The sequence below is a fragment of the Kitasatospora sp. NPDC049258 genome (genome assembly GCF_040678895.1).
GTDB lineage: Bacteria > Actinomycetota > Actinomycetes > Streptomycetales > Streptomycetaceae > Kitasatospora.
In genome coordinates, this window is the sequence record NZ_JBFAQT010000040.1 from 1 (window position 1) to 20,352 (window position 20,352).

Here is a 20,352-nt window from a genome sequence, read left to right on the forward strand (position 1 = left end):
GCGGCGAGATCTCGGAGGGCGCCTCCACGCTCACCCAGCAGTACGTGAAGAACGTCTTCGTGGATAGAGGGTGACCTCCACGACCAGCGGGCGTCAGAGGCTGCCTGAGGCCCCGTCGGGCCGGCGGGGCCTCAGGCGCTGCTGACGGCCTGCTGGCCGGCCTGGTGCGGGAGCTGGCAGCCGGTCGGCTCGTACTGCAGCAGCAGCATCGCCGCATCGTCCCCCAGCTTGTGGCCGACGTGCCGCACCACGTCCTCGTGCAGGCGGCGGAGCACCTCCACCGGGCCGCCCACCGCGAGCCCCGGCAGCCGCTCGCCGAGCGGGTAGAAGGCGCCCCGGTCGTCGCGGGCCTCGATCACGCCGTCGGTGTACAGCAGCACGCGGTCCCCCGGCCGCAGGGCCAGCCGCTGGACCGGCGGGTGGACGTCCGCCGGGTCGAGCACGCCGAGCGGCGGCACCGGCTCGGCCGGCTCCTGCAGTTCGAGCTCCCCGCCGGCCCGCAGCAGCATCGGCCCGGGGTGGCCGCAGTTGACGATCTCCGCGGTGCCGTCCGGGCAGACCCCGATCAGCACCAGCGTGACGAACTCCTCCTCCACGCCGGGGTGGTCGTTCTCGTGCAGCGCGCGGTCCAGGCTGTCGGCCAGCCAGCCGGCCACCCGCGGCAGCGAGGGCTCCTGGTGGGCCGCCTCGCGGAAGGCGCCGAGCACGGCGGCGGCCGTCTCCACCGCGTTCAGCCCCTTGCCGCGGACGTCGCCGACCACGGCCCGGACGCCGTGCCGGGTGTTGACCACCTCGTACAGGTCACCGCCGATCGAGGCGTGCGCCGCGGCGGCCGCGTAGTGCACCGCGGCCCGGACGCTGCCGACCCGGTCCGGCACCGAGCGCAGCAGCACCCGGCGGGCGATCTCGGCCACCAGCTGCGCCTCGGCCAGGGCCCGCTCCTGGCGCAGCCGCAGCGTGGCGCTGACCCAGCCGATGCCGGCCACCAGCGCGATCGCCAGCACCGTCGCGGTGTGCACGGACTCGCCGAGCACCCGGTTGTAGGCGGCCATCAGGAAGGCCACCAGTTCGGCCACCGCGCCGATGAACAGCGGGTACCAGGTGCGGCGGCTGACCACGGCGGCCAGCGCGGGGACGGCCGTGAGGGCCGGCTCCACGGTGACCCGGCTGTTGCTGAACCAGTCCAGCGAGGCCACCAGCAGCATGCCGACCAGCGGCAGCGCGTGCGAGAGCCTCGGCCAGGTGCCGGTCGGGGTACCGGGCAGCGCCCCGGGGGCCGGCCCGGCGATCCGTTCTCTGATCCATCCGGTCGCGCTCAACGTCGGTCTCCAGCGAAGGTGGCCGGTGCCGGGGGACACCTGCAGTGATGACGGAAAGTCAGGGACTGCGTCCCTGCGGTTGGGCCCGGATACGGAGGTGACCGGTTACCGACCCCACAATAGGCGCGAAACGTGCACACCGCACAGGTTTCGCATGATCCCGTGACGACTTGGATGCTCTGAGTGACTCATTCTTCACTATTCCCGATCAGAAGCCGGGTCAACTCTTTTCGGTCGGGAAGTCCTGACGGTCTTTCCACCCGGCCGCTGCGGACGTACAGGAAGGAAGCCATGACCTGGTCCACCGGAACGCCCGCCTGTTCCGCCCAGGCCACCCGGTAGATGGCCAGTTGGAGCGGGTCGGCGATCTCCTCCCGGTGGGTCTTCCAGTCCACGACCTCGTAGCGTGACGAGCCCGGTGACGCTGAGCCACCGTCACTCTCCCGGTAGACCGCATCGATCCGGCCGCGCACCACCCGCCCCGCGAGCATCAGTTGGAAGGGCGCCTCGACCCGCAGCGGCCGCCGCGCGGCGTACGGGCTGCGCAGGAAGGCCTCCTTGAGCCGCTCCAGGTCGCGCTCGTCCTCGATGCCGTCCTCGTCCGCCCCGGGCAGCGCGAACGGCTCGATCAGCATCAGCGGCTCGATCCGGGACTGCACCCAGGCGTGGAAGCGGGTGCCGCGGCGGGCGGCCGGCTGCGGCGGGCGCGGCATCGGCCGGGCCAGCTCCCGGGCGAAGCCGTCCGGGTCCGCCGCCAGCCGCATCAGCTGGGAGGCGGACAGCGAACCCGGCAGCGGCACCTCCCGCACGGTGCGCCGGGACTTCTCCAACTCGCCGAGCAGGGAGCCGAGGTCACGGTCCCAGGAGGCCACCGTGCGCCGGCTCTCCGGGGTGAGCTCCAGCGGCTCGGGGCCGGGCCGCCCGGCCAGCCGGGCCTGCACCACCCCGGCGACCCGGCGGCGGGCCGCCTGCGCGTCCCGGTCCAGCGGGAGCGGCCACGGCGTCTCCACCGAGACGGTGAGCACCGGGTTCTCCGCCTGGGGCAGCGGCTCCTCGGCCCACCGCTCGATCTCGCCGCGGCCGGGCAGCTCGCAGAACTCCCGCAGCTGCCGCAGGAAGTCGGACGGGCCGCGGCGGCGCTTCTGGCTCGGCCCCCACCAGTGGCCGCTCGCCAGCAGCAGCGAGCGCGGCCGGGTGAAGGCCACGTAGCCGAGCCGCAGCTCCTCGGTGGCGGAGTGCGCGGCCATCTCCTTCTTGAACAGGCCCATGCCCTTGGCGGTCCACTGCGGATCGGCGGGCAGGGTCGCCGCGTCCCCGCGCAGGGCGTGCGGCAGCACCTTCTTGGTGCTGGTCCAGCGCTCGCGGCCCTTGTTGCTCGGGAAGGCGTCCTTCACCAGGCCGGGGACGGCGACCACGTCCCACTCCAGGCCCTTGGACTTGTGCGCGGTGAGCACCTTCACGGTGTCCTCGCCGCCGGGCAGGCTGTTGTCCAGCCCGCGCTCGTACTCCTGGGCGGCCCGCAGGAAGGCCAGGAAGGCGGACAGGCCCGGGTCGCCGTCCAGATCGGCGAAGCCGGCCGCGACGTCCAGGAAGCTGTGCAGCGTCTCGCGCCGGCGGGCGGCCAGCGCCAGCGGGGAGGCGGACAGCTCCACCTCCAGGCCGGTGGCGGCCAGCACCCGGTGCAGCACGTCCATCAGCGGCTCGGCCAGCGAACGGCGCAGCTCCCGCAGCTCCCGGGCGAGCCGGGCGAAGCGGACCTTGGCATCCGGGGAGAACGGCAGCTCGTCCGGCGGCTGGGGCTCCAGGAAGGTCTCCAGCGCGTCCGCGAGCGAGACCACCTCGGTCGGGTCGGTCTCGGCGACCGCGGCCGCCAGCGGGTCGGCGCCGGGCAGCCGCTCGGTGCGGACCAGCTCGGCGGCCCGGCGGCCGAGCAGGGCCAGGTCACGCGGACCGATCCGCCAGCGCGGGCCGATCAGCAGCCGCACCAGCGCGGCATTGGCCGTCGGGTCCTGGAGGACCTCGCAGACCGCCACCAGGTCGGCCACCTCGGGCAGTTGGAGCAGCCCGCCCAGACCCACCACCTCGACCGGCACCTCCCGGGCCACCAGCGCCGCGTGGATGTCCGGGAAGGCCGCGCCGCCCCGGCAGAGCACCGCGATCCGGCCGGGTGCGGTGCCGGTGCGGACCAGGTGCGCGATCGAGTCGGCCAGCCAGCCGACCTCCTCGGCATGGGTGGGCAGCAGGGCGCAGCGCACGAAGCCGTCCTGCTCGACGCCGGGAGCCGGGCGCAGCGCCTCCACGCCCTCGTGCATCTCCCGCAGCGGGGCGGCGAGCCGGTTGGCGAAGTCCAGCAGCCGGCCGCCGCTGCGGCGGTTCTCGCTGAGCGCGTACCGGGCGGCGCGGGTGCCGTCGCGGCGCGGGAAGTGCACCGGGAAGTCGTCCAGGTTGGCGACCGAGGCGCCCCGCCAGCCGTAGATGGCCTGGCACGGGTCGCCGACCGCGGTGACCGGGTGGCCGGCGCCGGTGCCCCCGCCGAACAGCCCGGCCAGCATCAGCCGCTGGGCGACCGAGGTGTCCTGGTACTCGTCCAGCAGCACCACCCGGAACTGCTCGCGCAGCAGCCGGCCCACCTCGGGGCGCTGCTGGGCGAGCCGGGCGCCGGCGGCTATCTGGTCGCCGAAGTCCATCAGGCCGGCCGCCTGCTTGCGCCGCCGGTAGTCCTCGACCAGCTGCAGCAGCTCCTGCCGGGCCCGGGCCGCGGCGGGCACGGCCCGCAGGTCGTCGTTGGTCAGCTTCACCGTGGCGAGGGTGTCCAGCAGCTCCTGGTCGTAGCCGCGCAGCGCCGCCGGCTCGACCAGGTGCTCGGCCAGCTCGCCGTCGAGCGCGATCAGCTCGGCGACCAGGGTGGAGAAGGTGCCGGTCAGGCCGGGGAAGGGGCCGCGGGCCGAGCGGAGCACCTTGGCGGCCAGCTGGAAGCGGGTGGCGTCGGCGAGCAGCCGGACGTCCGGCTCTATGCCCAGGCGCAGGCCGTGCTCCTTCAGCAGCCGGCCGGCGAAGGCGTGGTAGGTGGAGATCTCCGGCTCGCCGAGCACGTCCTCGTCCGGCTCCAGCACCTGGGCCCGCACCAGGGCCTTGCGCACCCGCTCGGCCAGCTCGCCGGCCGCCTTGTTGGTGAAGGTGAGACCGAGCACCTGCTCCGGCCGGACCGCCCCCGAGCCGACCAGCCAGACCACCCGGGCGGCCATCACGGTGGTCTTGCCGGAGCCGGCGCCGGCCACGATCACGGCAGGCTCCAGCGGGGCGCCGATGGCCAGCATCTGCTCCCGGTTGAAGGGGACGCCGAGCAGCTCCTTCAGCTGGTCGGGGTGGGTGAGCACGGCTTGCACGCCGACAACGCTAACCGGAACCGACGACAGTGCGGGTCACTCGACCAGCTGGCGGCCGTCCCGCTGGGCGGAGCAGCTGGCGCGGAAGGAGCACCGGGCGCAGTTCTCCCCGGCGGTCGGCACGAAGCGCTCGGCCAGCACCCGGCCGGCCGCGTCGGCCAGCAGGTTCTCGATCCACGGCTCGCCCTCCGGCGGGCCCTGGTGCTGGACCTTGGGCCCCTCGGCCTCCTTCCTGGCGGGCTCGCGCAGGTGCACCAGCTCGGCCCCGCCGACGTCCGCGCCCTCGGCGAAGCCGGGCAGCGCGTCGAGCGCTCCGTTGCGGGCGGCCAGCTGGTAGACCGCCAGCTGCTTGTGCTCGGGCAGCGACTTGTCGGTGGGGATCCGCTTGCCGGTCTTGAAGTCGACCACGTACGCCCGGCCGACCGCGTCCTGCTCGACCCGGTCCATCGAGCCGCGGATGCGCACCGCGACGCCGCCCACCGTCAGGGTCAGGTCGAAGTCGTGCTCGGTGGCGACGGTGGTGCGGTCGCGCTCCAGCACGTGCCAGTGCAGGAAGCGCTCCAGCGCCGAACGGGCCTCGGTCTTCTCCTGCTGCGACTTCCAGGGGGCGTCGAAGGCCAGCGCGTCCCAGACCGTGTCCAGCCGCTCCATCAACACCGCGAGGTCGGCCGGGGTGCGCCCGGAGCCGACCTCGTCGGCCAGCGCGTGCACCACGTTGCCGAAGCCCTGCGCGGCGGTGGTGGTGGTCGCCGCCTTCACGTCCTTGTCCAGGAACCACTGCAGGGCGCAGCTCTCCAGCTGCTCCAGCCCGCTGCCGGAGAGCCGGACCGGCACGCCCGGCTCGCGCAGCGGCTCCGGGGCGGCGCTCTGGTCGACCAGCCCCCACCAGCGGTCCGGGTGCGCGGCGGGCACCAGCGGCACGCCGTCCTCGTCGGTGGCGCCCGCGAGCAGGGCGAGCCGCTCGGCGGCGGCCTGCCGCAGGGCCGCCGGCGCCGCGGCGTCCACCGTCACCGAGCGCAGCTCGGCCACCAGGGCGGCCACCGACAGCGGCCGGCGCGGGCGGCTGGTCACGTCCTCGACGGTGACCTGCGGGGTACGGCGCAGCACCCGGCCGGTCCTCGGGTCGATCTCCTCGCGGTACAGCTCGCGCAGGAAGCGGGAGGGCTCGTCGCCGTCCTCGGCCTGGGCCTTCACGGCGGTGACGATCAGGCGTTCCTTGGCGCGGGTGGCGGCGACGTAGAACAGCCGCCGCTCCTCGCCGAGCAGCGCCGCCGGGGAGAGCGGCTCGGCGAGGCCGTCCCGGCCGATCCGGTCCGCCTCCAGCAGCGAGCCTCGGCGCCGCAGGTCGGGCCACAGGCCCTCCTGGACGCCGGCCACCACGACCAGCCGCCACTCCAGGCCCTTGGAGCGGTGCGCGGTCATCAGCCGGACCGCGTCCGGGCGCACCGCCCGCACCGTCAGGGTGTCGGCGGCGATGTCCTGGGCCTCCAGCTCGGCCAGCAGCTCCGCCGCGCCGCGGTGCCCGGCGACCTGTTCCTCGGCCCGGGCGGCGGTCTCGAACAGGGCGCAGAGCGCGTCCAGGTCGCGGTCCGCGTTGCGCCCGCCCGCGCCGCCGCGCAGCGCGGCCCGCTCCAGCCGCTCGCGCCAGCGGCGGCTGCCGTCCCACAGCTCCCAGAGCGCCTCCTCGGCGCTGCCGCCGCCGGCCAGCAGCTCGCGGACCTTGCGCAGCAGCGTGCCGAGCTCGCGGGCCCGGCGGGCGTACAGCGGCTCCATCGCGATCAGCCGCTCGGGCTCGGCCAGCGCCTCGCGGATCAGCTCCTCGGCGGGGCGTGGCGCCCTCGGCACCGGCCCCCGGGCGCCCTCCTGCCGCTGGGCGGGGAGCAGCGGGCTCGACGGGTCGCCCCGGACCTCCGGCCCTGGCTCCCGCCCCTCGGGCTCGAGGTCGGGCTCGAACTCGGGCTCCCACTCCCACTCGGGCTCGGGCTCGGCCAGGTCCCAGGCACCGTCCCCGTCCTGCTGCGGGTCGCGCTCCGCCGCCCGGGCGGCCGCGCGCAGCGCGAGGCGCTCCTCCTCGCGCAGGGCCCGGCCGAGCCGGCGCAGGTCGGAGCCGTCCAGGCCGCCGAGCGGCCCGGTGAGCAGGGTGTGCGCGACCTCCGCGGTCAGCGCCCCGATGGGTTCGGCGCACACCCGCAGCGCCTGCAGCAGCGGGGTGACGGCCGGCTCCTCGCGCAGCGGCAGGTCGTCGCCGTCGATCTCCAGCGGCACCCCGGCCGAGGTCAGCGCCCGCCGCACGCCCGGGATCGAGCGGGCACCGGCGCGCACCAGCACCGCCATCTCGCCCCAGGGCACCCCGTCCTCCAGGTGCGCGCGGCGCAGCAGATCGGCGATCGAGTCCAGCTCGGCGCCGGGCGTCGGGTAGCTGTACACCTCGACCCGGCCGCCCTCCCTGGCGGGCAGCAGCGCCCGGTGCTGGGCGAGCTTGTCGGCCGGCAGCCGTCCCATCGGCATCCGCCGGGCCAGCTCCCGGGAGGCGGCCAGCAGCACCGCCCCCGAGCGCCGGGACACCCGCAGCACCTTGACCTCGGCCGGGGCGCCGCCGGTCTGCCGGAAGGTCTGCGGGAAGTCGAGGATGCCGTTGATGTCGGCGCCGCGGAAGGCGTAGATGGACTGGTCCGGGTCGCCGACCGCGACCAGGTCCCGGCCGTCGCCGGCCAGCTGCCGCAGCAGCCGCACCTGGGAGGGGTCGGTGTCCTGGTACTCGTCGACGAAGACCACCTCGTACCGCTCGCGCAGCCCGGCGCCCACCTCGGGGCGCTCCGCGAGCAGCACCGCCCGGTGCACCAGCTCGGCGTAGTCGAGCACCCCGCGCAGGTCCAGGACGTCCAGGTAGTCGGCCAGGAAGTGGGCGGCGGCGGCCCAGTCGGGGCGCTGCACGCCGTCCGCGAAGCGGGCCAGCTCCGCCTCGCCGAGGCCCAGCTCGCGGCTGCGGGCGAGCACCGCGCGGACCTCGTCGGCGAACCCGCGGGTGGTCAGGCAGGCTCGCAGGTCCAGCGGCCAGCCGATCCGCCCGACGCCCAGCCGGGCGTCCTCGGCGTCACCCGCCAGCAGCTCGCGGACCATCACGTCCTGCTCGGGGCCGGAGAGCAGGCGCAGCGGCTCGGCGTACTCCTCGGGGCTCTGGTGGGCGCGCAGCAGGGCGTAGCAGAACGAGTGGAAGGTGGTGGCCTGCGGGGCGAGGCCGCCCGCGACCCGGGCGGTCATCCGGTCGCGCAGCTCCATCGCCGCCTTGCGGCTGAAGGTGAGCACCAGGATCCGCTCGGGGTCGGTGCCGGCGGCGATCCGCCGGGCGACCGCCTCCACCAGCGTGGTGGTCTTGCCGGTGCCGGGGCCGGCGAGCACCAGCAGCGGGCCCGAGGCGTGCTCGACCACCGCCTGCTGATACTGGTCCAGCGCAGGCGGGGCGGGCTGCGCGAGCGGGCTGCGCACCAGGCGGAAAGGGGAGGTCAATGCGGTCCAGAAGGGTTGTGCCAAGGTCGTGCTTCGGTCTGCTGCACTGCGGTCCCGGGGCGGACCGCAGACAACGAGCCTACGATCCTGCCCCGTCATCCCCGTCCGCGCACCCGGTTCCCCGGGATCGGGGGCGCACCCACGAGCCCGCGCTACCGGCCGTCCCAGCGGGCCTGCCGGAGGTCCACCCGGGGCTCGCCGGCGACGGTGCGCAGCGCGGTGCCCTCCGCCCGGTACTCGGGCAGCGCCCGGTGCTCGTGGCCCGGCAGCGGCCGGCCGTCGGCGCGGACCACCCGCCACCACGGCACCGCCCCGCCGTACAGCGCCATCACCCGGCCGACCTGGCGCGGCCCGCCCTGCCCGAGGTACTCGGCGACGTCCCCGTACGTCATCACCCGGCCCGGCGGGATCCGCTCGGTCAGGTCGAGGACGAGCTCGGCGTACGGCGGCAGGCCGCCCTCGCCGGCCCGATCCGGCGGCTCGGTGGGTTCGCTCATCTGCCGCATTCTTCCGCATCCGGTCGATTTCGGGGCCCCGCGCGGATGATCCGCCGCGCCCGATGCGCCCCCTGTCCAGCACCGGACGCCCGGGCATGGCAGCATCTTCGAGGCAACGCGTGGTGATACAAGGACAAGACCAGATGACCGGGACGGCAGACGTGAACGTGGACAAGGGCTCGGACGAGTCCGCCACCGACAATGCTGCGGGACCGGAGCACAGCGAACCCGAGGCGGTGTCGCTGCACAAGACGCCGCCGCAGAGCGGGCCCGCGGGGCCGGAGCAGCAGGCCCCGCCGACGCCGCCGGAGCACTCCGGGGAGCACCGGCTGGCGGTCGACGAACCGCTGTTGCCGCCCCGCGCGCACCGCCCGTCCGACCTGCTCCGGTTCGTCGCCGGGCTGCTCGGCATCATCGCCGTCTTCGTGCTGGCGCAGATCGCGGTCTCGACCACCACCGGCATCGAGAACGACATCGCCAAGAGCGCCCACAAGGTCCCGAACCTGCTGAGCACGATCGCCGCCCTGGTCTCCAGCGTGGCCGTGCTCGCCGTCCCGCTGGCCTTCGCGGTGGAGCGGCTGATCAAGCGCGACGGCCTGCGGGTCGCCGACGGCGTGCTGGCCTCGGTGCTCGCCTACGGGGTCTCGCTGGGCGTCGACTGGTGGGTCGCGGCGGGCGCCCCCGACACCGTCCGGGACGCCCTCACCCAGTTGCAGAGCGCCTCCGGCGACAAGCTGACCGACCCGGTGCACGGCTATCTGGCCCCGGTGATCGCGTACATGACCGCCGTCGGCATGTCCAGCCGTCCACGCTGGCGGGTGGCGCTGTGGATAGTCGTCATCCTGAGCGGGACCACCGAGCTGATCAGCGGCTACACCACCCCGCTCTCGCTGCTGCTGACCGTGCTGATCGGCTGGTCGGTGGCGTACGGCACGCTGTACGCGATCGGCTCCCCGAACATCCGGCCCACCGGCAAGACCCTGATGATCGGCCTGCGCAAGGTCGGCTTCAGCCCCTCCGCCGCGCACCGGGCCCCGGACGCCCCCGGCGACACCCGCCGCTACCTGGTCACCCAGCAGGACGGCCCGCTGCTCGACGTCCACATCATCGACCGCGAGCAGCAGGCCTCCGGCTTCTTCTACCGGGCCTGGCGCCGGCTGCGGCTGCGCTCGGTGGCCGTCCGGCGCAGCCCGCAGTCGCTGCGCCAGGCACTGGAGCAGGAGGCGCTGATCGCGTACGCGGCCGCCGCCTCCGGGGCGCGCGCCCCGCAGCTGGTCGCCACCTCGGAGCTCGGCCCGGACGCCGCCATCCTGGTCTACCAGAACGTCTCCGGGCGGACCTTGGACGAGCTGACCGAGGAGGAGATCACCGACGATGTGATGGCCTCGCTCTGGGAGTCGGTCGGGGCCCTGCACGAGCGGCGGATCGCGCACCGGCGGCTGACCGGCGAGTCGCTGCTGGTGATGGACGAGACCACCGGCTGCCTGGTCAACCTGTCCGGCGGCGACATCGCGGCGGGCGACCTGACGCTGCGGATCGACGTCGCCCAGCTGCTCACCACCTTCGCGCTGCGGATCGGCCCGGAGCGGGCGGTGGCGGTGGCCAACGAGGTGCTCGGGCCGGAGCGGGTGGCCGCCGCGCTGCCGCTGCTCCAGCCGGTCGGGCTGAGCCGGTCGACCCGGATCGACCTGCAGCGGATGACCAAGGAGCGCAAGGCCGCCGCGCAGGCGCTGGCGCTGGAGCAGGTCGCCGCGGGCGAGCGGACCCAGGAGCAGGCCGAGGAGGACATCGCGGTGGCCGGCGAGGACCTGCTCAGCCGGATCCGCGGCCAGATCCTGCAGATCGCGCCCGAGGCGCCGATGGCCCCCGCCAAGCTGGAGCGGCTGAAGCCCAAGACGCTGATCATGGTGATCGCGCTGACCTTCGCCGCCTACCTGGCGCTCACCACCATCCAGCCGGGCCAGCTGAAGCTGTCCCAGATGAACTGGGCCTGGGCCTCGGTCGCCCTGCTCGCCTCGGCGGCCAGCTACGTCGCGGCGGCGATGAGCCTGACCGGCTTCGTGCCCGAGCGGCTGCCGTTCAAGCGGACCGTGGCGGCCCAGCTGGCCGGCTCCTTCGTCAAGCTGGTGGCGCCCGCCGCGATCGGCGGCATCGCGCTCAACACCCGCTACCTGCAGAAGTCCGGGATCCGCCCGGGCCAGGCGGTGGCCAGCGTCGGCGCCTCCCAGCTGGCCGGCCTGGCCGGCCACCTGATGCTGCTGTTCGGCTTCGGCCTGATCACCGGCACCCAGACCAACGGGGACCTCGGCGCCTCCCGGGCGGTGATCATCGGGGTGCTGACGGCCGCCGTGCTGGCCCTGGTGGTGGCCGCCGTGGCCCCGCTGCGGCGCTTTGTGGTGACCAGGGTGCGCTCGCTGTTCTTCGGCGTGGTGCCCCGGATGCTGGACCTGATGCAGACCCCCCGCAAGCTGGTCAGCGGCTTCGGCGGCATCCTGCTGCTGACCCTCAGCTTCACCTCCTGCCTGTACGCCTCGGTGCAGGCCTTCGGCGGGTCGATGACCTTCTCGGCCGTGGCGGTGGTCTTCCTGACCGCCAACGCGGCCGGCTCGGCGATCCCCACCCCGGGCGGCATCGGCCCGGTCGAGATCGCCCTGATCGGTGCCCTGACCGTCGGCAACGTGCCGGCCTCGGCGGCCACCCCGGCCGTCTTCCTGTACCGGCTGCTCACCTTCTGGCTGCCGGTGCTGCCGGGCTGGATCTCCTACAACGTCCTGCAGCGCAAGGGCGCGCTCTAGCCGGGAACACAGCGAGGGCCGCCGCCTCCTGCGCGGAGACGGCGGCCCTCGGTGGACACGCTCGGTGACGCCCTCGGTGTGCGGCGGCGGCCTAGTAGACCGGCTTGTGCGGCTCGATCTGGTTGACCCAGCCGATCACGCCGCCGCCCAGGTGCACGGCGTCGGCGAAGCCCGCCGACTTGAGCACGGCGAGCACCTCGGCCGAGCGCACGCCCGTCTTGCAGTGCAGCACGATCTTCTTGTCCTGCGGCATCTTCTCCAGCGCGGTGCCCATCAGGAACTCGTTCTTCGGGATCAGCGTGGCGCCCGGGATCGAGACGATCTCGTACTCGTTCGGCTCGCGGACGTCGATCAGGAAGATGTCCTCATCCTCGTCCAGCCACGCCTTGAGCTGCTTGGAGGTGATGGTCGCGCCCTGGGCGGCGGCCTGGGCCTCCTCCGACACGACGCCGCAGAAGGCCTCGTAGTCGATCAGCTCGGTGACGGTCGGGTGGTCGCTGCAGAGCGCGCAGTTCGGGTCCTTGCGGACCTTGACCTGGCGGTAGTTCATCTCCAGCGCGTCGTAGATCATCAGACGGCCGACCAGCGGCTCGCCCACCCCGGCCAGCAGCTTGATCGCCTCGGTGACCTGGATCGAGCCGATCGACGCGCAGAGCACGCCGAGCACGCCGCCCTCGGCGCAGGACGGGACCATGCCCGGCGGCGGGGCCTCCGGGTAGAGGCAGCGGTAGCAGGGGCCGTGCTCGGCCCAGAACACGCTGGCCTGGCCGTCGAAGCGGTAGATCGAGCCCCACACGTAGGGCTTGCCGAGCAGCACCGCGGCGTCGTTCACCAGGTACCGGGTGGCGAAGTTGTCCGTGCCGTCCACGATCAGGTCGTAGCCGGCGAAGATCTCCATCACGTTGGAGTTGTCCAGGCGGTCCTCGTGCAGGATCACCTCGACGTAGGGGTTGATCTCCTTGACCGAGTCCCGGGCGGACTCGGCCTTGGAGCGCCCGATGTCGGACTGGCCGTGGATGATCTGGCGCTGCAGGTTGGACTCGTCGACCGTGTCGAACTCCACGATGCCGAGCGTCCCGACACCGGCCGCGGCCAGGTACATCAGGGCGGGCGACCCGAGGCCGCCGGCGCCGACGCACAGCACCTTGGCGTTCTTCAGCCGCTTCTGCCCGTCCATGCCCACGTCGGGGATGATCAGGTGGCGCGAGTACCTGCGGACCTCGTCGACGGTGAGCTCGGCGGCCGGCTCGACCAGGGGTGGCAGCGACACGGAAACTCCGATGGTCGTCAGTTCGGTATTGCCTACGCCAACAGTGTCACGTGCCCTCGGTATTCCGAGACAGCACGTCCGATGGGCGAGACACCTCCCGCCGGATCGTGGGACCGCCGCCGACCACCCCGACCGGGCCCAACGGGCTTGCCGCAGCGGCCGGTCGGCCGCTCAGACCCGGCAGGCCGTCTCCAGCCAGATGTCGCCGAGCGACTCCTCCAGCGGCACGTGCGTCCGCCAGCCGAGACGGTCCCGCGCGGTCCGGACGTCGGCCTGCCGCCAGGGCACCGGCTCGGTCACCGGACGCGCCTCGGCCGGCCGGTACAGGCCGTCCCCGAGGCCCGGCCCGGCCTGGGCGGGCAGCAGCACCTGCCGGCTGTCCTCCGCCACCGACCCCTCGAAGCCCGAGGCCCGGACCAGCAGGTGGGCCGCCTCCCGGGCCCGGACGGCGTGCCCGCTGCCGATGTTGATCACACCGGTGGCGGCCGAGACCGCCGCCGCCTGGATCGCCCGGGCCACGTCCCGGACGTCCACGAAGTCCCGGTACCCGGACAGGTCCGGCATCCGGACCTGGAGCTCGTCCTGCTCCAGCGCCCGCCGCAGCCCCTCGGCCAGCCGGCCGAACAGCGAAGCGGACGGCGAGCCCGGACCGACCACGTCGAAGATCCGCAGCACCAGCGCGTCCAGCCCGGAGGCCAGCACCAGCTCGGTGCCGGCCAGCTTGGAGACCCCGTACGGGCCGACCGGCCGGGGCTCGGTGCTCTCCGGGATCGGGCCGCCGGCCTGCACCGGCCCGTACTCGGCCGCCGAGCCGATGTGCACCAGCCGGGCCGGCTCCCGGCTGCGCCGGATCGCCTCGCAGACCGTGGCCACCGCCAGCGTGTTGGCCTGGATCAGCAGCCGCGAGGTGCCGTAGGTCGCCCCCGCGCAGTTCACCACCACCTGGGGGGCCACCGCGTCCAGGAACCGGGCCAGCGCGCCCGGGCTGCCCGCCGTCAGGTCGAACCGGATGTCGGCGGAGTCCCGGCGGCCGAGCACGGTCACCTGCATGCCCGGGTCGGCCAGCAGTCGCTCGGCGACGCGGCGGCCGATAAAGCCGTCCGCGCCCAACAGCAGCACCCTCATCGGGGGTGTCCTTCCATGAAGCCCTGGGCCGCGGTGGCCCGGGGCGGTTTCTCTCGGTTGACAGGTCGTACGGCCCGGCCGGCCCCTCAGCCGGGCGGGACCGGTCGGTAGGAACCGGGGCGGCCGAACGCCGCCCAGGCGTACGGGAGCAGCAGCAGCGCGACCGCGCCGCAGGCCACCAGCCGGGCCGCCGCCGCGCCCTGGGCCGTCGGGAGGAGGCCGGTGAGCACCAGCTCGGCCAGCCCCGCGACCGGCAGGGCCGCGCCGGCCAGGGCCGGGTGCTCGCACCGCAGCAGCGCCGTGACCAGCACCAGCAGCAGCGCGGCCGCGGCCTGGGCGGCCCACTGGGCGGCGCCGGCCCGGTGCGCGGCGCCGTGCAGCAGGCCGGTGGCGGGGCCGGGCCGCGGTGCCAGCGCGGTGGCGGCCGCCAGCGCGGCGAAGGTCAGCACCGCGAGCACGGCCAGGTGCAGCAGGGCGGCGACCGGGAGCACCGGCCGCATCCGGGCCCGGAACTCCGCCATCGTGCGGGCCGAGCCGAGGTGGCCCTGCCCCGTCCGGCGCAGCCAGTCGGCCGACCAGGCCGCCGGGCCCAGGCCCAGCACCGCGACGGCGGCCAGCAGGCCGTCCGTGCCGCCCGCGTCGGTGGCGACCGGGGCGATAGCCGGGGCCAGCAGCAGGGCGAGCCCCAGCCCGTAGCCGCACCGCACCGCCGGGCCCCCGACCGGGGCGGCCCGGGCCAGCGGGACGGCGGCGAGCAGCAGCAGCCCGAGGGCGGCCGGCCACCCGAGCCCGCGCAGCGCCGACCCGGCCAGCAGCAGCAGTGCGGCGGGCAGGCCGTGCCGGACGGCGGCCCGCGCGGCCCGGCCCCAGCTGCGGGACCAGGGAGCGGGCCGCTCGGCCGGGCCCGGCTCCGGCGGGCGGCGGGGCACCCGGGCGTAGAGCTCCTCGGCCAGCCCGAAGACGTCCGCGTGGCGGTAGTGGCCGGCCGTACCGGCGCCGATGCCGGCGTCCTCCAGGGCGGCGGCGATCTCCAGCGCGTCCACGGCCTGCTCGCACAGCGCGCGGTGCCGGCCGATCAGCTCGCGCACCGGATCGGCCGGCGGGCCCTCGGCCGGCCCGGCGGCGGGTGGTCGGTCGGTGCTGCCGAGCCGGGGCCCCGGCCGGGGCATCAGACCGCCTCGGCCAGCGCGCCGGGCGCCGCCGCGTCCGTGGCCGGTCGGGCCCGGTCGGCACCGGGTGCGGCCTCGGGCGGCTCGGCCTCGGCAGCCACCCCGGCCACCCAGTATTCGGCGGGCCGGGCGAACGGCTGGAGCCGCTCGCCGGCTCCGGCCGGAAAGGCCGGCCAGCGCGAGACCAGCTCCAGGTAGATGTCCCGGAAGGCGGTGACCACCGGCTCCACCGCGAACCGTTCCTGCGCGCGCAGGCGGCCGGCCAGGCCGAGTCTGGCCCGGCGCTCCTCGTCGCCCAGCAGGGCCAGGCAGGCGCCGGCCAGCGCCAGCGGACTGCGCGGCGGCACCAGCAGCCCGGTCGGCCCGACCACCTCGCGGGCCACCCCGACATCGGTGGCGACCACGGCCCGGCCGCTGAGCATCGCGTCGGCCAGCAGGCGCGGGCTGCGCTGGGCGAGCGCCGAGAAGACCACCACCCGGCCCTGCGGCCAGGCCTCGGCCGGCGCCGCGGGCCGCCCCTCGAAGGCCACCGCGGCGGCGATGCCGAGCCGCTCGGCGATGGCCTCGCAGTGCCGGCGGTACCCGGGCACGCCCTCCTCGCCGTACATCCGCAGCAGCGCGCCGGGCAGCTCGGCCCGGACCTTGGCGAAGGCGTGCAGCATCAGCTCTGGGTCCCGGCCGGGCTCCAGCGCGCCGGCCCAGACCAGGGTGGGCGCCTGCGGCTCGGGCCCGGCGGCCTCCCGGGCGACCGCGGGGGTGCCCTCGTGCACCACCCTGATCCGCGCCGGGTCGGCGCCGCAGCGCTGCTGCCACTGCTGGTCGTAGGAGCTGCCCGGGGTGAGCACGGCGGCCTGCCGGTAGGTCTCCTCGGTGAGCAGCCGGAAGAAGGTCAGCAGCAGCGCCCGGACCGGCCAGCGGTACGGCGCGGTGCGGTAGCTGCGGTACTGCTCGCGCAGGTGCAGCCCGTGCTCGGTGACCACGAACGGGATGCCGTGCAGCTGCTTGGCCACCAGCGCGGGCAGCGCGGCCGGGCCGCCGCCGACCACGTGGCACAGGTCGGCGGCGCCCAGCCCGCCGGGCCCGGTGCCGTACCAGCCGGCCGAGAGCGGGCGCAGGCACTGCTCCAGCAGGTCGGCCGCGACCAGGACGTCCCGCACCAGCGGCTGGCCGGCTGCGGTGTCCGCCCCGGGCGAGCGCCAGGCCTGCTCCAGCACCCGCTGGGCGGCCCCGGAGGCGAGGAAGGCGGGCAGCGCGCCGTCCGCCCTGGCCAGCTCGGCCAGCCGGTGGAGACCTGGCCCGAAGGAGGCCCGCTCGCCCGGCAGCACCAGGGCTCGCACCAGTTGCTCGTACGCCTTGCGGTACAGCCTGCGGCGGTGCGCCGAGGGCGCCCGGCCGGCCGGCCGGCGGCCCCACATCGGCAGCTCGTGCACCGCCGACAGCCCGCGCACCGGCGGCTCGCCCGGGTCGGGCGCGGCGGGCTCCTCGGGCCGGGCGCCGCGGGCCAGCAGGTAGAGCCGGAACTCGTGCTCGACCAGCCCGTCGGCCAATCGGCCGCACCAGCTGTCACCACGCTTCGCGTTCGAATAGGTGCTCTCGGTGAGCAGAGCGATGCGCACGACGCCTCCAGAGCAGAGCGTTCGACCTGGGTTCAACGACTACGACACAGGGAGCCTGATCAACCAGCGACACCAATGCTCAGAAAGGAAACGGCCCCGGGCGGCGCCGCGACCACTCCCCGTGGCCCCGGCACCCGGCTCCGCTGTTCAGCGCCCTCGGACTCCGACGGCCGCTGCTCCCCCACACCTGTTCGGTCTGACACCACGAAGGTAGAACGCCCCGGCGCCATCACCTCGCTCACCTGCCTGGTAGCCACCTGAATGAGTGAACCAGCGTGACCGGGGGGCGCCTGTGGCGTTGCTCAGGCCTCGGCCAGCAGCTCCCGGACGGCCCGGGCCACCCGGTCCGGGTGCTCCATCATCGCCACGTGCCCGGAGTCGGGCAGCACCAGCAGCCGGGCGTCCGCGAACGCCTCGCAGGCCCGCCGGGCGGAGCGGTAGGACACCAGCTTGTCCTTCAGCCCGTACACCAGCAGCACCGGCACCCGCACCTGCGCGGCCTGCCGCCAGAGCGACTGCTCGCCGCGCTCGGTGTACGCCGAGACCACCCCGCGGGCCGAGCCGGCCAGCACCGGCAGCGCGTACGGCAGCGCCATCCGCCGCCGGTACTCCGCCACCGCCCTGGCCCGCTGCGCGGCCGGTATGGCCGACGGGTCCGCGTACACCAGCCGCAGCAGGCTGTCGGTGGCCGCCTCGACGCTGCGCCGGCGGTCCGGGGCGCGGCCGAGCAGGGCGGGCAGCCCGGGCACCGCCAGCAGGCCGGTCGGCCAGGCGCTGCGCTGCGGGGGCAGCTCGGGCAGGGCCGGCGAGATCAGGGTCAGGCTGCGCACCAGGTCGGGCCGCACCGCCGCGACCCGGACCGAGACGGCGCCGCCGAGCGAGTTGCCGAACAGGTGGACCGGCCCGCGGCCGGCCTGCTCCAGGTACCCGATCACCGCCCGGGCGTGCCCGGAGACCGAGAGGTTGCCGTCCTGCGGCGGCGCGGACCAGCCGAAGCCCGGCAGGTCCAGCGCCTCCCCCGCCACCTGGCCGGACAGCTCCGCCATCAGCGCGCTCCAGTTGTCGGCCGAGCCGCCGAGACCGTGCACGTAGAGCGCCGGCGGCAGACCGTCCCGGGCGCCGGCCGAAGGTCCGCGGACCGCCAGCTCGGCCCCGGGCACCCGTACGGTTCGGAACGATTCGGCCTCGGTCTCCAGCTGATCAGCGCTCATGGAGCACGATGGTAGTAAGCCGGTACCCGGCCCCACCGGCCGCCGGGCCGGATCTCACCCTGTGGACAGCGCAGATCCGGACCGTATTGTGGGCTCCCGACAAGGCCGTTTCTACGTTTTACTCGGCTCTGCCGGGAGCAGACCCGGTTACCGAAAAGTAGAATCAATGGCCCTGCCAGCCATGTCCGACCGTGAAGTGAGGAGCGCCGTGACGGCCATCCAGGAGGCGCAGGAGCGCCCGCGCGGTGCTCGCCTGCCGCGAAGCGCCCGCCGTGAACAACTGCTCGGCGCGGCCCAGGAGGTGTTCGTCGCCCAGGGCTACCACTCGGCCGCCATGGACGACATCGCCGACCGGGCCGGGGTCAGCAAGCCGGTGCTCTACCAGCACTTCCCGGGCAAGCTGGAGCTCTACCTCGCGCTCCTCGACAAGCACTGCGACGCCCTGGTCGACGCCACCCGCGAGGCGCTCGCCGCGACCACCGACAACAAGCAGCGGGTCGCCGCCACCATGGAGGCGTACTTCCACTACGTCTCCAGCGAGTCCGGCGCCTTCCGGCTGGTCTTCGAGTCCGACCTGACCAACGAGCCCGCCGTGCGCGAGCGGGTGGAGCGGGCCAGCGACCTGAGCGCCACCCTGGTCAGCAAGGTGATCGCCGAGGACACCGACCTGCCCGAGGCGGAGGCCAAGCTGCTGGCCGCCGGCGTCTGCGGCCTGGCCCAGATCACCGCCCGCTACTGGCTCTCGCAGGGCCAGGAGATCCCCCGGGACGAGGCCGTCCGGCTGGTCGCCAGCCTGTCCTGGCGCGGCCTCAAGGGCTTCCCGATGCACCCGCACGACCAGGACGGCGACCTGGACGGCGAGGAGCCGGCGGACAGCTGATCAGCGGAGCTTCGCCGCGCGGCCCGAGCCGTGCTCTAAGGTGAAGCCGTACGGCGCAAGGACCGCGGACACCTGTTCGAGGTGGTGCGCATGGCTGTTGCAACCCCGGAGGGATGGAAGCCGTGGAGGTCAAGATCGGCGTGCAGAACGCGCCCCGAGAGATCGTGCTCGAGAGCTCGCTGAGTGCTGACGAGGTCGCGAGCGCGGTCGCCAAGGCGCTGGAGGGCACCGAGAAGCTCCTCTCCCTCACCGATGAGCACGGCCGTCGCGTCCTCGTCCCGGCCGAGCGCCTGGCGTACGTGGAGATCGGCGAGCAGGCCGCGCGCAAGGTGGGCTTCGGCACTCTCTGAGGCGCCCGAGTCGAACGGCGGTGCCCGTCCCCCGGAGCAGGGGGACGGGCACCGCCGTTTCGGCGTCCCGGGCGTACCCCGGGTGCGCGGCGGGTAGGGCGACCTACGGCAACCATCGCGCGCCCCCGGGAGGCAGCCCGTGTACGTCGAGACGATCGCCTACGCCCTGATCGGCCTGACCGTCGGCTTCGGCGCCGTGGTGCTGCTGCCGGGCTGGTACCCGGCCGCCCGGGCCCTCACCGTCTCGACCGCGCTGGTGGCCGCCCTGCTGGGCGGGGTGATCTCCCGCTACGCCTTCGACGGGCGGCTGCCGGCCGCCGCCCTCGCCGTCTCCGCGGTCAGCGCGGTGCTGCTGGTCTCGGTGCCGGCCCGGCCGGACCGTGCGCCCCGGCGCGGCGGCAACCACCGCCGGCACCGGCCCGCCTGAGCGGCGGCCGGCTCAGGACGCGAGGCCCAGCGCCGCCATCCGACGGGTGTGCGCCTCGGTGATCCGGTTGAACATCTTGCCGACCTCGACCAGGTCGAAGCCCTGCACCTGGGCGCCGCCCACCAGCAGGTTGGACAGCGCGTCGCGCTCGGCGACCACCCGCTGCGCCTGGCTGAGCGCCTCACCCATCAGCCGGCGGCCCCAGAGCGCGAGCCGCCCGCCCACCCTGGGCTCGTCCTCGATCGCCTGTCGCACCCGGTCCACGGCGAAGGCCGCGTGCCCGGTCTCGGCCATCACCCGCAGCACCAGGTCCCGGGTGTCGTCGTCCAGCCGGACGGCCACCTCGCGGTAGAAGTCGGTCGCGATGGCGTCCCCGACGTACGCCTTGACCAGGCCCTCCAGCCAGTCCGAGGGCGCGGTCAGCCGGTGGAAGGCCTCCAGCGGCTCGACGAAGGGCGTCATCACCTCGGTCGGGTCCGCGCCGACCTCGGCGATCCGGTCGTGCAGCAGCTGGTAGTGCTGGAACTCGGCCGAGGCCATCCGGGCCAGCGCGGCCTTGTCGACCAGGCCGGGGGCGAACTTGGCGTCCTCCGCGAGCCGCTCGAACGCGCTCAGCTCGCCGTACGCGAGCGCGCCGAGCAGGTCGAGCACGGCCGCCCGGTAGCCCGGGTCCGCGGCGCAGCTCGCCCAGTCGCCGATCGAGCCGGCCCCGTCCGCGGCGGTCGAGTCGGTCGGGGTGCCCTCGCCAGATTCCTGAGTCTCCATGGCACGTCACCTTAGACCGCCTGGCCACCCGCCAC

Annotated in this window: 14 protein-coding genes; 4 read left to right on the forward strand and 10 right to left on the reverse strand. The window is 74.9% G+C overall.

Features of this window, described 5'->3' with window-relative positions; all coding sequences use genetic code 11:
• Positions 1 to 131 precede the first annotated feature (131 nt).
• The 4 genes from AB0K43_RS25830 to AB0K43_RS25845 all read right to left on the reverse strand — a co-directional run bounded on the left by AB0K43_RS25830 (position 132) and on the right by AB0K43_RS25845 (position 8,709).
• A complete protein-coding gene (locus tag AB0K43_RS25830; protein WP_363643724.1) occupies positions 132 to 1,319 on the reverse strand; it encodes a PP2C family protein-serine/threonine phosphatase in 1,188 nt (395 codons plus the stop codon).
• A gap of 188 nt (positions 1,320 to 1,507) precedes the next feature.
• The gene (locus tag AB0K43_RS25835) at positions 1,508 to 4,705 is read right to left on the reverse strand and encodes an ATP-dependent DNA helicase (protein WP_363643726.1); all 3,198 of its coding nucleotides are present in this window, start codon (positions 4,703 to 4,705) and stop codon (positions 1,508 to 1,510) included.
• A 36-nt stretch (positions 4,706 to 4,741) separates the two neighbouring features.
• Positions 4,742 to 8,212 (reverse strand): ATP-dependent DNA helicase, encoded by a 3,471-nt coding sequence (locus AB0K43_RS25840; RefSeq protein ID WP_363643728.1) that lies wholly within the window; start codon positions 8,210 to 8,212, stop codon positions 4,742 to 4,744.
• Positions 8,213 to 8,364: 152 nt separating this feature from the next.
• Positions 8,365 to 8,709, reverse strand: a complete 345-nt coding sequence (locus AB0K43_RS25845) for an MGMT family protein (protein WP_363643730.1) — start codon at positions 8,707 to 8,709, stop codon at positions 8,365 to 8,367.
• Between the two features lie 143 nt (positions 8,710 to 8,852).
• On the opposite strand from AB0K43_RS25845, the gene AB0K43_RS25850 reads away from it, so the two are divergent.
• Complete coding sequence (locus AB0K43_RS25850) at positions 8,853 to 11,504, forward strand: lysylphosphatidylglycerol synthase transmembrane domain-containing protein (protein ID WP_363643732.1); 2,652 nt, start codon at positions 8,853 to 8,855, stop codon at positions 11,502 to 11,504.
• Positions 11,505 to 11,595: 91 nt separating this feature from the next.
• Here the strand turns inward: AB0K43_RS25850 and moeZ are convergent, their stop codons facing one another.
• From moeZ to AB0K43_RS25875, 5 genes are all read right to left on the reverse strand, one after another.
• Positions 11,596 to 12,774: an adenylyltransferase/sulfurtransferase MoeZ gene (moeZ, locus tag AB0K43_RS25855; RefSeq protein WP_363643734.1), complete on the reverse strand. Its 1,179-nt coding sequence runs from the start codon at positions 12,772 to 12,774 to the stop codon at positions 11,596 to 11,598.
• Positions 12,775 to 12,945: 171 nt separating this feature from the next.
• On the reverse strand, positions 12,946 to 13,899 hold the full coding sequence (locus AB0K43_RS25860; protein WP_363643736.1) for an NAD(P)-dependent oxidoreductase: 954 nt from the start codon (positions 13,897 to 13,899) through the stop codon (positions 12,946 to 12,948).
• Between the two features lie 86 nt (positions 13,900 to 13,985).
• Complete coding sequence (locus AB0K43_RS25865; RefSeq protein ID WP_363643738.1) at positions 13,986 to 15,068, reverse strand: hypothetical protein; 1,083 nt, start codon at positions 15,066 to 15,068, stop codon at positions 13,986 to 13,988.
• Positions 15,068 to 16,684, reverse strand: a complete 1,617-nt coding sequence (locus AB0K43_RS25870) for a DUF3492 domain-containing protein (protein WP_363643740.1) — start codon at positions 16,682 to 16,684, stop codon at positions 15,068 to 15,070. Before AB0K43_RS25870 ends, AB0K43_RS25865 begins: the two co-directional genes overlap by 1 nt.
• 302 nt (positions 16,685 to 16,986) lie before the next feature.
• Positions 16,987 to 17,895: an alpha/beta fold hydrolase gene (locus AB0K43_RS25875; RefSeq protein ID WP_363643742.1), complete on the reverse strand. Its 909-nt coding sequence runs from the start codon at positions 17,893 to 17,895 to the stop codon at positions 16,987 to 16,989.
• Between the two features lie 208 nt (positions 17,896 to 18,103).
• On the opposite strand from AB0K43_RS25875, the gene AB0K43_RS25880 reads away from it, so the two are divergent.
• The 3 genes from AB0K43_RS25880 to AB0K43_RS25890 all read left to right on the forward strand — a co-directional run bounded on the left by AB0K43_RS25880 (position 18,104) and on the right by AB0K43_RS25890 (position 19,552).
• A complete protein-coding gene (locus AB0K43_RS25880; protein ID WP_363643744.1) occupies positions 18,104 to 18,775 on the forward strand; it encodes a TetR/AcrR family transcriptional regulator in 672 nt (223 codons plus the stop codon).
• A gap of 122 nt (positions 18,776 to 18,897) precedes the next feature.
• Positions 18,898 to 19,125: a DUF3107 domain-containing protein gene (locus AB0K43_RS25885; protein WP_363643746.1), complete on the forward strand. Its 228-nt coding sequence runs from the start codon at positions 18,898 to 18,900 to the stop codon at positions 19,123 to 19,125.
• A 139-nt stretch (positions 19,126 to 19,264) separates the two neighbouring features.
• On the forward strand, positions 19,265 to 19,552 hold the full coding sequence (locus AB0K43_RS25890; protein ID WP_363643748.1) for a hypothetical protein: 288 nt from the start codon (positions 19,265 to 19,267) through the stop codon (positions 19,550 to 19,552).
• Between the two features lie 12 nt (positions 19,553 to 19,564).
• Here the strand turns inward: AB0K43_RS25890 and AB0K43_RS25895 are convergent, their stop codons facing one another.
• Positions 19,565 to 20,317 (reverse strand): ferritin-like fold-containing protein, encoded by a 753-nt coding sequence (locus AB0K43_RS25895; RefSeq protein ID WP_363643750.1) that lies wholly within the window; start codon positions 20,315 to 20,317, stop codon positions 19,565 to 19,567.
• Positions 20,318 to 20,352 lie beyond the last annotated feature (35 nt).

Coding starts and splice junctions, on each gene's coding strand:
- AB0K43_RS25895 (WP_363643750.1), bottom strand. CDS start 20,317: ATGGAGACTCAGGAATCTGGCGAGGGCACCCCGACCGACTCGACCGCC.
- AB0K43_RS25845 (WP_363643730.1), bottom strand. CDS start 8,709: ATGAGCGAACCCACCGAGCCGCCGGATCGGGCCGGCGAGGGCGGCCTG.
- AB0K43_RS25860 (WP_363643736.1), bottom strand. CDS start 13,899: ATGAGGGTGCTGCTGTTGGGCGCGGACGGCTTTATCGGCCGCCGCGTC.
- AB0K43_RS25865 (WP_363643738.1), bottom strand. CDS start 15,068: ATGCCCCGGCCGGGGCCCCGGCTCGGCAGCACCGACCGACCACCCGCC.
- AB0K43_RS25875 (WP_363643742.1), bottom strand. CDS start 17,895: ATGAGCGCTGATCAGCTGGAGACCGAGGCCGAATCGTTCCGAACCGTA.
- AB0K43_RS25850 (WP_363643732.1), top strand. CDS start 8,853: ATGACCGGGACGGCAGACGTGAACGTGGACAAGGGCTCGGACGAGTCC.